This is a genomic window from Burkholderia sp. MSMB1826 (assembly GCF_001526325.1).
GTDB lineage: Bacteria > Pseudomonadota > Gammaproteobacteria > Burkholderiales > Burkholderiaceae > Burkholderia.
The window spans coordinates 1-13,306 of sequence record NZ_LOYN01000036.1 but is presented as its reverse complement, the minus strand read 5'-3'; the positions used below and the strand labels follow the sequence as shown (position 1 = coordinate 13,306).

13 protein-coding genes are annotated in these 13,306 nt (G+C 68.1%); 9 read left to right on the top strand and 4 right to left on the bottom strand.

Translation table 11 applies throughout. The annotated features are described in order from the left end of the window. Nucleotides 1-124: 124 nt before the first annotated feature. Entirely contained in the window at nucleotides 125-340 is a 216-nt protein-coding gene (locus WS95_RS22285) for a zf-HC2 domain-containing protein (RefSeq protein ID WP_059826029.1), read from the bottom strand. Continuing rightward, nucleotides 318-917: an RNA polymerase factor sigma-70 gene (locus WS95_RS22280; RefSeq protein WP_034205814.1), complete on the bottom strand. Its 600-nt coding sequence runs from the start codon at nucleotides 915-917 to the stop codon at nucleotides 318-320. Before WS95_RS22280 ends, WS95_RS22285 begins: the two co-directional genes overlap by 23 nt. A gap of 376 nt (nucleotides 918-1,293) precedes the next feature. Between WS95_RS22280 and WS95_RS22275 the strand changes: the two genes are divergently transcribed. Next, nucleotides 1,294-1,848, top strand: a complete 555-nt coding sequence (locus tag WS95_RS22275) for an NADPH-dependent FMN reductase (RefSeq protein WP_034205815.1) — start codon at nucleotides 1,294-1,296, stop codon at nucleotides 1,846-1,848. A gap of 90 nt (nucleotides 1,849-1,938) precedes the next feature. Here the strand turns inward: WS95_RS22275 and WS95_RS22270 are convergent, their stop codons facing one another. Next, on the bottom strand, nucleotides 1,939-4,188 hold the full coding sequence (locus WS95_RS22270) for a hybrid sensor histidine kinase/response regulator (protein ID WP_034205816.1): 2,250 nt from the start codon (nucleotides 4,186-4,188) through the stop codon (nucleotides 1,939-1,941). A gap of 482 nt (nucleotides 4,189-4,670) precedes the next feature. Here WS95_RS22270 and WS95_RS22265 point away from each other — a divergent pair, with 482 nt between their 5' ends. Genes WS95_RS22265 through WS95_RS22255 form a run of 3 tightly spaced genes read left to right on the top strand, consistent with a single transcriptional unit; the run spans nucleotide 4,671 to nucleotide 6,593 of the window. Continuing rightward, on the top strand, nucleotides 4,671-5,039 hold the full coding sequence (locus WS95_RS22265; protein ID WP_011548759.1) for a response regulator: 369 nt from the start codon (nucleotides 4,671-4,673) through the stop codon (nucleotides 5,037-5,039). Next, on the top strand, nucleotides 5,032-5,658 hold the full coding sequence (locus WS95_RS22260; protein ID WP_034205817.1) for a chemotaxis protein CheC: 627 nt from the start codon (nucleotides 5,032-5,034) through the stop codon (nucleotides 5,656-5,658). The genes WS95_RS22265 and WS95_RS22260 overlap by 8 nt, the downstream gene beginning before the upstream one ends. Beyond that, nucleotides 5,655-6,593, top strand: a complete 939-nt coding sequence (locus WS95_RS22255; protein ID WP_059826026.1) for a GGDEF domain-containing protein — start codon at nucleotides 5,655-5,657, stop codon at nucleotides 6,591-6,593. The genes WS95_RS22260 and WS95_RS22255 overlap by 4 nt, the downstream gene beginning before the upstream one ends. A 19-nt stretch (nucleotides 6,594-6,612) precedes the next feature. Here the strand turns inward: WS95_RS22255 and WS95_RS22250 are convergent, their stop codons facing one another. Beyond that, nucleotides 6,613-7,497 (bottom strand): alpha/beta fold hydrolase, encoded by an 885-nt coding sequence (locus tag WS95_RS22250; protein ID WP_059826023.1) that lies wholly within the window; start codon nucleotides 7,495-7,497, stop codon nucleotides 6,613-6,615. 191 nt (nucleotides 7,498-7,688) lie between these two features. Between WS95_RS22250 and WS95_RS22245 the strand changes: the two genes are divergently transcribed. The 5 genes from WS95_RS22245 (at nucleotide 7,689) to WS95_RS22225 (ending at nucleotide 13,092) form a co-directional block, all read left to right on the top strand. After that, complete coding sequence (locus tag WS95_RS22245) at nucleotides 7,689-8,021, top strand: hypothetical protein (RefSeq protein ID WP_059786237.1); 333 nt, start codon at nucleotides 7,689-7,691, stop codon at nucleotides 8,019-8,021. A gap of 258 nt (nucleotides 8,022-8,279) precedes the next feature. Then, a complete protein-coding gene (gene hpnD / locus WS95_RS22240; RefSeq protein ID WP_034205821.1) occupies nucleotides 8,280-9,128 on the top strand; it encodes a presqualene diphosphate synthase HpnD in 849 nt (282 codons plus the stop codon). A gap of 13 nt (nucleotides 9,129-9,141) precedes the next feature. Continuing rightward, nucleotides 9,142-10,395: a hydroxysqualene dehydroxylase HpnE gene (hpnE, locus tag WS95_RS22235; RefSeq protein ID WP_059826021.1), complete on the top strand. Its 1,254-nt coding sequence runs from the start codon at nucleotides 9,142-9,144 to the stop codon at nucleotides 10,393-10,395. Nucleotides 10,396-10,407: 12 nt separating this feature from the next. Further along, nucleotides 10,408-12,381 carry a squalene--hopene cyclase gene (gene shc, locus WS95_RS22230; RefSeq protein ID WP_059826018.1) on the top strand — a complete coding sequence of 658 codons (1,974 nt, stop codon included), beginning with the start codon at nucleotides 10,408-10,410 and terminating at the stop codon, nucleotides 12,379-12,381. A gap of 54 nt (nucleotides 12,382-12,435) precedes the next feature. Beyond that, complete coding sequence (locus tag WS95_RS22225) at nucleotides 12,436-13,092, top strand: phosphorylase (RefSeq protein ID WP_052100230.1); 657 nt, start codon at nucleotides 12,436-12,438, stop codon at nucleotides 13,090-13,092. The last annotated feature ends 214 nt before the right edge of the window (nucleotides 13,093-13,306 follow it).

Here is a 13,306-nt window from a genome sequence, read left to right as displayed (position 1 = left end):
GTATTTTTCTTATTGCGTCAACGTGGCCGGGTCCAACCCGGCACACGCAACGGCAGTCCAGGCCGACGCGATCGCCGGGCAATCTGCTCGCCGCCGCCGGAACGCTACGTCGACACCGCGGCGCCTACTCTCCACCGGGCGACCCATCGTCATCGTCCGGGCCTTGCCCCGCCGCCGCTTTCGCGGCCGTCCGCAACAGCGCGATCTGTCCGCGATAGGCGCGGCATCCGCTGCAGGTCGGCAAATGCACGCGCACCTGCAGGCGCTCGTGCAGCGTCAGATGCCGGTCGAGCGCATCCGACAGCAGTCGTGTCACGTCAGTACATTTCCCCGGCAGCATCTTCGGTCGTCATCCCTTTTTCGCTCAGGCAGGTTCGCAGGCGCGTACGCGCCCGGTACAGCAGCACGCTGCAGTGATTCGTCGTCAACGTCAATTCGCTGCAGATGTCCGCGATCTCGACGTCGAGGAATTCGCGCATCATGAACACGCGGCCGATCTGCTCGGGCAGATGGTCGAGGCAGACCTGGAACAGCGTCCAGAACTGCTGTTGCTGCAATAGCGTTTCGGGTTTCGGCCACGGTCGCGGTTTCGCATGCGCGGCCCAGTGCCCGTTCTCCTTGAACAGTTCGCGATCGAGTACGGATTCGCCGTCGAGCTCCGCATCGAGCGCGCTCAGGCTCACCATCCGCTGCCGTGCGCGCAGCACGTCGATCAGCTTGTTGCGCAGGATGCCGAATACCCAGGTCTTGTGCGCCGACAGCCCGGCGAAATCGCCGGCATGCGACCACGCGGCGGCCAGCGCTTCCTGCACGGCGTCTTCGGCCGCGTCGGCATCGCGGAGCTGGAGTCGCGCGAAGCGCAGCAGGTCGCGCCGCAGTTGCGCGAGATAGGTGGGGTCGTCGTATGCGGACGGCATGTCTGGTTGGCAGTGTCTCGAAGCGAATCGCGCGAGCGTCGCGCAGCGGGCGCGTCGCGGTGCGAGCAGCTTACTGGGCGCCGTGCCGGCCTGCAACGCAATGTTCCGTCACGAATTCACGAAACCGGCCGCCGCGCTGCGCTATGCTTGCCGAACCGTGTCGCGCGTTGTCGCGCGCGTCGACATCGCTGCAGCGGCAATCTGTAACGTCGGAACATAACGGTCGAGTTATCCACAATTTCTGTGGAAAACCTTGTGGAAAGTCGGCCGGACGGCCCCGTGGGACGGCTCGCGGGCTGGCTTGCCTATAAACAGACCTTTGTCGCCCGTTCGGAAGCAATCGATCCGATTCCTCACTCACCGGAAGGAGAATGCCATGTCCTATCGTATTGCGGTCGTCGTCGGCAGCCTGCGCAGCGCTTCGACGAACCGCGCGCTCGCGCACGCCGTGATCTCGCTCGCCCCCGCCGATTTTTCGTTCGAGTTCGTCGAGATCGGCGAGCTGCCGCTGTACAGCCAGGACTACGACGCGGATTTCCCCGAAGTCGCGAAACGCTTCAAGCAATCGATCGAAGCCGCCGACGCGCTGCTGTTCGTTACGCCCGAATACAACCGGTCGATTCCGGGCGTGCTGAAGAATGCGCTCGACTGGGGCTCGCGCCCGTGGGGTTCCAACTCGTGGTCGGGCAAGCCGGGCGCGGTGCTCGGCACGTCGCCGGGCGCAGTCGGTACCGCGCTCGCGCAGCAGCACCTGCGCAACGTGCTCGCGTACCTCGACGTGAAGACGCTCGGTCAGCCCGAGATGTTCATCAAGCACGATCCGGCGCGCATCGACGACCAGGGGCAGATCGTCAGCGAGGACACCCGCAAGTTCCTGCAGGCCTTCGTGGATCGCTATGCGGGCTGGGTGCGCCTGCTGAAATCGGCCTGACGCCGTCGGGCCGATCGACGCGCCCGTTCACGCCGTCGCGTCGGCCCCGGCCCCGGCCCCGGCCCGCACGCGACGGCCGCGCGCGGCCGGTCACGCGCCGGTGTGTCGTGCGTCGCGCGCTTCGCGGATGCCCAGCAGGATCTCGTCGAGCAGCGCGATGTCGAACGGCTTCGACAGCACGCGGACGTTGACGGTGCGCGTACGGTCGAGTTCCTCCGCGTAACCCGTGACGAGAATCACGGGCAGCTTCCCCGGCCGCTTTTCGATCGCTTCGGCCAGGTCGATGCCGTTCAGGCGTCCCGGCATGTGGATGTCCGAAATCACGAGATCGAACGCGTCGTTCGCCGCAGCGCTTTCGATCAGGCGCAACGCGTCGTCGGCGGTGGGCGCATAGGTCACGCGATGCCCGAGCAGCGACAGCAGCGCTTCCGTGCCGGCCGCGACTTCGCCGTTGTCCTCGACGAGCAGCACGTGCAAGCCCGCGTGTGCGCCGCCCCCCGCGTCGTGCGCGCCGGCCGCCGGCCGCGCGACGACATCCTCGGCGCGCGCGCGCGGCAGGTACAGACGCACCGACGTACCCGCGCCGACCGCGCTGTCGATCGTCGCGAGGCCGCCCGAGCGTTCGCAGAACGCGAATACCTGCGGCAGGCCCAGCCCCGTCCCCATCCCCTGCGGCTTCGTCGTGAACAGCGGTTCGAATGCGCGGGCGAGGACGTCGGGCGCCATGCCCGAACCCGTGTCGTCGAGCGAGATCTGCACGAAATCGCCGGTCAGCGGAAAGCCGTCCTCGCGGCGCAGCGTGACGTTGCGCGCGCCGACCGTGAAGCGTCCGCCGGTCGTCATCGCATCGCGCGCGTTGACCGCGAGATTGATCACCGCGAGCTCGAGCTCCGCGACGTCGACGCGGATCGGCCAGACGCCCGGCTCGATCGAGACGACCAGCGACGACTTCGATCCGAGCGACGTCTTCAGCAGTTCGCGGCACGTGCCGACCCATTGCCCGACATCGATCGTCTCGTTGTGCAGCGGCTGCTTGCGCGCGACGCCGAGCAGCTGGCGCGTGAGCGACTGCCCGTTCTTCAGTGCGCGTTCGATCGCGTCGAGCTCCTTGTCGAGATGCTGCACGCCGCGCCGCCGCGCGATCTGCACGTTGCTCGAGATGATCATCAGCAGATTGTTGAAGTCGTGCGCGACGCTGCCGACGAGATTGCCGAGCGCCTGCATCTTGCGCGACTGCCGGTAGGCCGATTCGATCGAGCGCCGCATCGACGCTTCGGCCTGCCAGCGGTCCCACGCCTGCTCTTCCGCCTTCAGCCGCTTGAGCGATAGCCAGATCACGGACCACAGCGCGACCGACGGCGCGAACATCGAGAGGAACAGCACGCTCAGGTGTTCGTACCATTCATGCCAGATCGCCGACGTGCGGTACGCGCAGCTCACGTAGACCGGATAGCTGCCGACCTGGCGATACGCGACGATCTCGCTGCTCGCGCCGTCGTGGCGCACGCGCACGACACCCGCGCGCGGATCGTTGTGCGTATTGCCGAACGTGACCGAGCGGTCGGTGTGCGCAAGCGACGGCGGCGGCGGATACGACGCGATCACCGCGCCGTCGGAGCGTGCGAGCGCCATCGTCATCGGCGTGTTCGCGCCGCCGAGCAGGTCGCGGTAGAACGCGTTGAAATACGACGACTTCAGCGCGATCGACACCATGCCGGCGAACGAACCGTCGCTATGGCGTCGCGCGACGCCCGTGTTGAACACGGGAATGTTCTCGAGCTTGAGCGGCCCCATCATCAGCCGCGAGATGTGTTCGATGACCTTGCCGTCGCGGATGCCGGCGAAGTCGTCGCGGTTCGCGATTGACGCGTACGGCGCCGGATAGTAGAGGCTGTTGGCGAGCAGCATGCCGCTCGCGCCGAAGATCGACACGGCCGCCACCTGCGGATAACCGCCGCCGATCGTGTTCAGTGCTTCGTGGATGTCGGATTCCTTGCTGCGCACGGTCGCGTCGTCCATGTCCTGCACGAGGTCGACGATGCGCGCATCGAGCGTTTCGCTCAGGTCGAACACCTTGAGCGCATGCTCCTCGGCGACGCGCACCGTGCGCATCGTCACGTCGCTCGCGGCGGCCTCGCGCGCCTTCAGGTCGTTGTACGCCATCACCACCACGTAGATGCACGGCAGCACGATGGCCGCGACGAGCAGCACGATCAGCGTCACGCGGCGCACCGCGAAATCGTGCTCGGGGGCGCCGGACGCGTAGCTGCCGTCGTCCTGCCAGTCGTCGGCGGGAGGGGGGGCGGAAGCTTGGGGAGCGGCAGGCCGTTCGGACGTCATCGAGGAAAGGGGGTGAAGCAGAGGTGCCTGCCATCATAAACGAGTTGCGGTGGCCCGCCGTGCGGCGCCGTACGCACGAGATCCGTCGAATCCGCCCGCCGGAAACCGTCAGATTCCGTCAGATTGAAAACGCGACGAATCCGGCAGCGCAAACGTACACAAGGAAAAATTTTGCGTGCTTATCTCGAAAATGGTCGCGGCTGTTTTCGGAATGGCGCGCGATCGGACCGATTCTGTTCGAAATGGTGAAAATGGCGAGTTGCATCGCCTCCGGTTTACTCCGAGAATCGCGCCTTGCTTTCCCCTATGACAGATACATGCGCCCGCCGGCGATTGCCGCGCGGTGCGTCGCGCGCACCTGCGTCGCGGCGCCCGTGCGCGGCCGCAAGGCGGTTGCCCCGCGCCCGAAACGCATGGCACTCAAGAAATGCGCCGCGCGGTCGTTAACGCGAGAGAGACCATTCCGTATACCGCATCGCCCCATGCCTTTGCCGATTGTAATTGCCGACGATTCGCTGCTCGCTCGCAAACTTCTGACAAAGGCGCTGCCGGGAGATTGGGACGTTGACGTCGCGTATGCAGCGAATGGTCGCGAGGCCTTGGCGCTCTATCGTGACGGCAAAGCTTCCGTGATGTTTCTGGACCTGACGATGCCCGACATGAGCGGATATCAGGTCCTGGAAACACTGCGCCACGAAGATCTGAACACGTTCGTGATCGTGGTTTCCGCCGATATCCAGCCGCAGGCGCAAGCACGCGTGCGCGAATTGGGCGCGATCGCATTCGTTGCCAAGCCCGTGACGTCGGAGGCATTGCTGCCCATTCTCAAGGAGTATGGGTTGTATGCCTGAATCGGTGTTCACGGCGGAGCAACGCGACGCGTTGCAGGAAATCGCCAACCTTGCAATGGGCCGCGCCGCCGCGCGGCTTGCGTTGCTGCTCGGGCACTTCATCGAGCTGTCGGTGCCGCGCGTGCGCGTCGTGAAAGCGGCCGACGCGGGCGCCGCGCTGCGCGAGATGACGGGCATCCACGACAACGTGACCGCGGTGCGCCAGGGCTTCCGTTCCGACATCAAGGGCGAGGCGATCGTGCTGTGCCGCACGGCGGGCGTCGCGCGGCTCATGTCGGTCGTCGATCGCACATTCGGCGACGGCGTGTACGGCGGGATGGCGACGCCGGACGAGCTCGTGTTCGACGTCGCGAACGTGCTGATGGGCGCCTGCGTCGCGTCGATCCTCGACGAACTCGGCCGCAAGCCGGTGTTCTTTCCGCCGGGGCTGCTCGGCGCGAACGTGTCGTTCGACGACGTCTTCCAGCCGAACGAACTGGGGTGGAGCGTCGCGCTGCTGCTCGAGGTGAACTTCGGGCTCGAGGATCACACGTTCCGCGCGCATTTCGTGATGTTGATGGCCGAGGATTCGATCCGGCTGATGGGCGACGCGCTCGACGCGTTGCTGTCCGCGCTATGACGGCCGCCGCCCCGTCGCTGAGCGACCTCGTGATCGAGCGGGTCGGCTTCGGCCTGTTCGTGCTCGACCGTTCGATGACCGTCCTGATGTGGAATCGCTTCATGCAGGACCACAGCGGCATCCCGGCCGCCGACGTGATCGGCCGCAACCTGTTCGACTGCTTTCCGGACCTGCCGCACGCATGGCTGTCGCGCAAGCTCGAGAGCGTGTTTCAGCTCGGCAGCTTCGCCTTCAGCTCGTGGGAGCAGCGGCCCTATCTGTTCCGCTTCGAGCACGACCGGCCGATCACGGGCGGTGTCGACTACATGCAGCAGGACTGCACGTTCATGCCGCTCACGCGCGGCCGCGACGTCGAGGCCGTGTGCGTGACGATCTCGGACGTCACGCACGTGAGCGTGATGCAAAGAGAGCGCGAGGAAGCGGTCGCGAAGCTGCGCGAACACGCGAATCGCGACGGGCTGACCGGCATCGCGAACCGGCGCTTCTTCGAGGCGCGGCTCGGCGACGAATTCCTGCGCTGGCAGCGCTACGGCGGCGACCTGTCGGTGCTGCTGTTCGACCTCGACCACTTCAAGACGATCAACGACCGCTTCGGGCATGCGGCCGGCGACGCCGTGCTGCGCGAGACGGCGCGCCGGGTCGCGTCGATCGTGCGCGCACAGGATACGTTCGGCCGTTTCGGCGGCGAGGAATTCGCGCTGCTGCTGCCGTGCACGAATCTCGACGAGGCGATGCGGGTGGCCGACAAGGTGCGCGAGGCGATCGGCAGCATGCCGGTCGATGCCGAGGGCGTCGGCGTGCCGGTCACGGCGAGCGTCGGCGCCGCGTGCGCGAAAGCCGGCGCGCTGAGCTGCGACGTGCTCGTCAACGAAGCCGACGCCGCGCTCTATCGTGCGAAACGGCTCGGGCGCGATCGGTCGGTCGCGTACGCCTGACCGAGCGCGCCCGTCCCGCTCAGCTTTTCGCGATGTCGGCGAGCACGCCGGCCAGCACGGCCGGCTGCGACACGAACGGCGAATGACTGCTGTCGAGCTGGTGCACGTGGGTCGGGTTGCCGGGCGCGAACGCGTCGGCTTCGTCGATGAAGCGCTGCTGCAGCGCGGGCAGGATCACGCGATCCTGCAGGCACTTGATGTAGTGGCGGTCGAGCGCGCCCCAGCGTGCGGCGGTTGTCGGGATCGCGGTCGCGAACGGCGTGGCCGGCACGTCGCAGCTCATCAGGTTCGCGACCGCGTCGAAGTCGGCCTGCGGCACGTCTTCGTACAGCGCGCGCTGCATCGATTCGCGATACGCGGCGTCGCCGCTGTGCGGATCGATGCGCAGCGCACCGGCCGCGCGCGGGCTCGCGAGCATCAGCGGGCCGAGCAGCTCGCCCCGGTTTTCCGGCGCGCGCACGTAGTCGAGGCCCGGCACGCCGGACGCGGGCATGAACGCCGCGAGATAGACGAGCTTCGCGATCTTCTCCGGCGCGCGTTCGGCGGCCGCCGTGATCGCGAGGCCACCCATGCTGTGCCCGACCAGCACGACCTTGCCGCGGCCGAGCGCGTACGCGTCGTCGACGGCCTGCATCACCTGCGTCGCGTAGTCGTCGAGCGTCGTGTTCGCGACCGGCGACGGCTCGGCGCCGAAGGCATCCTTGTCGAGCGGCCGTGCGAGATACGACGCGGGAAAGCGGGCATGGATGCCGTGCGCGGGCAGGTCGCGCGCGATCGACAGGTAGCCGCGCGCGGCGAGCGCGGCCGCCACGTGGGCGTAGCACCACGCGCCATGCCACGCGCCGTGCACGAGCACGAAAACGGGATGATCGGACTGCGGGGTGGCGGTGTCGTTCGTCTCCATGGTGTCCGTATTTTTTCGAGAAAGGTGTCATCTTAGACGAACCCGCCGGCATCGAGACGCGATCGCGCGCCCGCGTTTCTCGACCGGCAACGAACCGTCCCGTTGTGTCGCGCAGGCGACATTTCGTCCGGATCCGATTTGAATTTGTGCCGAAGCGCGCTAATTTGTTGCTTTGCCTGCGATTGCGCCCCATGAACGTCGACTATCTCTTCTACCGGAAGCCGAACAAACCCGGCCCCTATTCGCTCGACGATCTGGGCGACGTCGCGCCGCCGATCGGCCCGGGCGACCAGGTGCGCGCGGGCATCGCGCGGGTGTTCGAACAGATCGACTGGCAGGAATCGCCCGACGTGCCGGGCGCGTGGTTCGGCACCGGCGGCGCGGTTTTCCAGTTCACCGCCGAGCCCGACGGCCGCGTGACGAGCTTCATGGGCTCGCGCCTCGAGCGCCGCTCGATGCTCCAGCTCACGCGCGAAATGGGGCTCATCGCGCTCGATCTGCAGCGCGACATCGTGTACGGCTGACGCGCCGCGCGGCGTCGATTCGCCGAAGCGGGCCGCACGGGCGCTCAGACGGCGCCCGACACCCCGCCACACATGGCGCGCGTCCGCCATCGAACTTCAAAGATTGCTATACTTTCGGCCAATTCCGGCTTCCGGCCGGTAATTTGTGCCTGTCTGCGTCGATCGTTCGCATATCTCGCACGCATTTGACGCCCTGACCATCCCAGCCGGGCATGGCTTCTTCAATCGCCCCGCGTGGGTGTCTCCGTGGAGCTCGTCTTGGCCGTTTCCCATTCCGTCGTGGACGAACAAGAAACCGACGCCGCTGCCGTCACATCGGGCAGCTCCTTCTATCTGGCGATGCGCATCCTGCCGGCCGCGCAGCGCGATGCGATGTTCCAGGTCTACGCGTTTTGCCGCGCGGTCGACGACATCGCCGACAGCGACCTGCCGCGCGCCGAGCGCAACGCGGGCCTCGACCGCTGGCGCGCGGACATCGACGCATGTTTCGCCGGCCGCCCGCCGCGCCACCTTGCCGCGCTCGATCGCGAGATCCGCGCGTTCAACCTGCAGCGCGCCGATTTCCACGCGATGATCGACGGAATGGCGATGGACGCGGAGCAGGACATCTGCGCGCCCGACGAGCCGACGCTCGACCTCTTCTGCGATCGCGTGGCGAGCGCGGCCGGCCGGCTGTCGGTGCGCATTTTCGGGATGCCGGAAGCCGAAGGGATCGCGCTGTCGCACCACCTCGGCCGCGCGCTGCAACTGACGAACATCCTGCGCGACATCGACGACGACGCGGCGATCAACCGGTGCTACCTGCCGCGCGAACTGCTCGCGCGCGAAGGCATCGCGATCACCGATCCGGCGACGATCGTGCGCGATCCGGCGCTGCCGCGCGTGTGCGCGACGCTCGTCGAGCGCGCGCTCGAGCACTTCCGTCAGGCCGACGCGGTGATGGACACCTGCCCGCGTGCGCAGGTGAAGGCGCCGCGCATCATGTCGGGTGCCTATCGCTGCATTCTCGACGCCGCGATCGCCCGCGGCTTTGCCGCGCCGCGCGCGCCGCTGCGCAAGCCGAAGGCGCGCATGCTGATGATCGCCGCGCGCTACGCGCTGTTCTGAGTCGGCCGACGCGATGCCCAGAACCGTCCACGTGATCGGCGCAGGACTCGCGGGCCTGTCGGCCGCGGTCGAACTGCAACGTCGCGGGCGGCGCATCGTGCTGCACGACGCGCACGCACACGCGGGCGGCCGCTGCCGCTCGTGGTTCGACGGGACGCTGAACACGACGCTCGACAGCGGGCTGCACACGGTTTTCGCGGGACAGCCCGCGACGCAGCGCTACCTGCGCGCGATCGGCGCGGCCGATCAGCTCGCGGGACCCGCGCTGGCTGAATTCCCGGTTGTGGACATCGCGTCGCAGCAGCGCTGGACGCTGCGTTTCGGCAACGGCCGCTGGCCGTCGTGGCTGTTCGATGCCGCGTCGCGCGCGCCGGGCACGACGCCGCTCGACTACCTCGCGCTCGCCCCGCTCGCGTTCGCGCGCACGGGCCGCTCGCTCGCGCAGACGATGCGATGCGACGGCGTGCTGTGGGATCGCTGGCTGCGGCCGTTTTTCGTCGGGGTGCTGAATATCGAGCCGCGCCACGCGAGCGCCGAACTCGCGCGCGCCGCGCTGCGCGGCACGTTTGCGGCGGGCGGGCCCGGCTGCCGTCCGCTCGTCGCGCGCCGCGGGCTCGGCAGCGCGTTCGTCGAACCGGCGCTGCGGATGCTGCAGCACGGCGGTGCGCAGATCCGCCTGAATTCGCGGCTCGACGCGTTCGAATTCGGCGCGCACGGCAATGCGGTGGATGCGGTGTCGGTCGGCGGCGAGCGCATCGATCTCGCGCCGGGCGACGCGGTCGTGCTGGCCGTGCCGCCCGAAGTCGCGCAGCCGCTCGTGCCCGAGCTCGCCGCGCCCGATACGTTCAGCGCGGTCGTGACCGCGTATTTCGCGCTCGAGAAGCCGGCCGGCGATTCGCTGCAGACGACCGTCGTCAACGGTGTCGTCGATGCGGTGCGGACCGGCGACGGTCTGCTCGCGGCGACGATCCGCGATGCGGGCCGCTGGCTCGACCTGCCGCGCGACACACTCGCGCGACGCATCTGGGAAGACGTCGCGCGCGTGAGCGGCGCGAACCCGGAAACCATTCCCGCGTGGCAGCTCGTCGTCGAGCCGCGCGCGGGCTTTGCGGCGGTGCCGTCGCAGGAAATGAAACGGCCGGCTGTGCGCACGCGCTGGACCAATCTTGTACTCGCGGGCGACTGGATTGCCACCGGCTTGCCCGCCACGATCGAGGGCGCGATCCGTTCCGGCCAGCTGGCCGCGGACGTGCTCCAGACGCAATAAACAGAGGGACCGATGAACGATCTCACCGAAATGGCTACCTTGTCCGCCGGCGCCGTGCCGGCCGGCGTCGACGCGGCTGTCGCGCGGGCGACCGACGCGCTGCTGGCCGCGCAGCAACCGGACGGGCACTGGGTCTACGAACTCGAAGCCGATTCGACGATTCCCGCCGAATACGTGCTGCTCGTCCACTATCTTGGCGAGACGCCGAACCTCGAGCTCGAACAGAAGATCGGCAAATATCTGCGCCGCATCCAGCAGGCCGACGGCGGCTGGCCGCTGTTCACCGATGGCGCGCCGAACATCAGCGCGAGCGTGAAGGCGTATTTCGCGCTGAAGGTGATCGGCGACGACGAGAACGCCGAGCACATGCAGCGCGCGCGCAAGGCCATCCATGCGATGGGCGGCGCGGAGATGTCGAACGTGTTCACGCGCATCCAGCTCGCGCTGTACGGTGCGATTCCGTGGCGCGCGGTGCCGATGATGCCGGTCGAGATCATGCTGCTGCCGCAGTGGTTCCCGTTCCACCTGTCGAAAGTGTCGTACTGGGCGCGCACCGTGATCGTGCCGCTGCTGGTGCTGAACGCGAAGCGTCCGCTCGCGAAGAACCCGCGCGGCGTGCGCATCGACGAGCTGTTCATCGATCCGCCCGTCAACGCCGGGCTGCTGCCGCGCCAGGGGCACCAGAGCGCCGGCTGGTTCGCGTTCTTCCGCGTGGTCGACCATGCGCTGCGCGCGGTCGACGGCCTGTTCCCGAGCTATACGCGCGAACGCGCGATCCGTCAGGCCGTGTCGTTCGTCGACGAGCGCCTGAACGGCGAGGATGGCCTCGGCGCGATCTATCCGGCGATGGCCAACGCGGTGATGATGTACGACGTGCTCGGCTATGCGGAAGACCATCCGAACCGCGCGCTCGCGCGCAAGTCGGTCGAGAAGCTGCTCGTCGTGCACGACGACGAAGCGTATTGCCAGCCGTGCCTGTCGCCGGTATGGGACACGTCGCTCGCCGCGCATGCGCTGCTCGAAACCGGCGATGCGCGTGCGCAGGAAGCCGTGCTGCGCGGCCTCGAATGGCTGCGTCCGCTGCAGATCCTCGACGTGCGCGGCGACTGGATCTCGCGTCGCCCGCACGTTCGGCCCGGCGGCTGGGCGTTCCAGTACGCGAACGCGTATTACCCGGACGTCGACGATACGGCCGTGGTGGTCATGGCGATGGATCGCGCGCAGAAGCTCACGCAGTCGGACACGTATCGCGAATCGATGGCGCGTGCGCGCGAATGGGTCGTCGGCATGCAGAGCAGCGACGGCGGCTGGGGCGCGTTCGAACCGGAAAACACGCAGTACTACCTGAACAACATCCCGTTCTCCGATCACGGCGCGCTGCTCGATCCGCCGACGGCCGACGTATCGGGCCGCTGCCTGTCGATGCTGTCGCAGCTCGGCGAGACGCCGCTGAACAGCGAGCCGGCTCGCCGCGCGCTCGATTACATGCTTAAGGAACAGGAGCCGGACGGCAGCTGGTACGGCCGCTGGGGGATGAACTACGTGTACGGCACGTGGACCGCGCTGTGCTCGCTGAACGCGGCCGGCCTGACGCCGGACGATCCGCGCATGAAGCGCGCGGCGCAGTGGCTGCTGTCGATCCAGAACAAGGACGGCGGCTGGGGCGAGGACGGCGACAGCTACAAGCTGAACTATCGCGGCTTCGAGCAGGCGCCGAGCACCGCGTCGCAGACTGCGTGGGCGCTGCTCGGCCTGATGGCGGCCGGCGAAGTGAACAACCCGGCCGTGGCGCGCGGGATCGACTACCTGGTCGCGCGGCAGAACGAAGAAGGCCTGTGGGACGAGACGCGCTTCACCGCGACCGGCTTCCCGCGCGTGTTCTACCTGCGCTACCACGGCTATCGCAAGTTCTTCCCGCTGTGGGCGCTCGCGCGCTACCGCAACCTGAAGCGCGCGAACGCGACGCGCGTTACGGTCGGGATGTAACGCGTGGGCGTGTCACGGCACAACGGCGCATTGCCCGTCATCGCGGTGACGGGGATGGCGTTCGAGGCGCGCATCGCGCGCGGCGACGGCGTCGAGGCCGTGTTCGCCGCGCGGGCCGACCGGCTCGAGCGCGCATTGACCGACGCGACCGCGCGCGGTTGCGCGGGCATCGTCAGCTTCGGCACGGCGGGCGGCCTCGCGCCGGATCTGGCGCCGGGCGCGCTCGTGATCGCGAGCGCGATCGACGGGCCGTTCGGCCGCGTGGAGACCGATGCGGGCTGGAGCACGCGGCTCGTCGCCGCGCTGCACGACACGCCGTTGTGGGCGCGTGTCGCGCGCGGCACGGTCGCGGCCGTCGGTGCGCCGGTCGTCGGCGAACAGGACAAGGCGTCGCTGCATCGCGCGAAGGGCGCGCTGGCCGTCGACATGGAGTCGCACATCGCCGCCGCGTTCGCGGCCGCGCGCGGCGTGCCGTTCGCGGTGTGTCGCGCGATCGTCGATCCGGCGTGGCGCACGCTGCCGCGTGCGGCAACCGCCGGCCTGCGCGACGACGGCAGCACGGCGATCCTGCCGATCCTGCGCGAACTGCTGAAGCAGCCGTCGCAGCTCGGCCCGCTGTTGCAGGTCGCGAGTGACGCGCGCGCGGCGCGCACGACCCTGATCCAGGCGCGGCACGCGTTCGAGCGGGCGGGCGCGATGCGGATCGTCTGAGCGGCGCGCGGCGCCCCCGCCTCCCCGCATTCCGGTTCGCGTTTCGCGCGGACGAAAAAAGAGCGCTGCATCATGCAGCGCTCTTTGCTTTGTGCGCCCAGCATGGGCGCACTCCTGCGAGTGAAAGTCTCGCCATGAGTTGATCACGGCGAATGAAGCGAAGCGCAACTGCGTGAGGGTGACCGAGCGTGGAGAGGAAGCGTGGAGCGTAAGC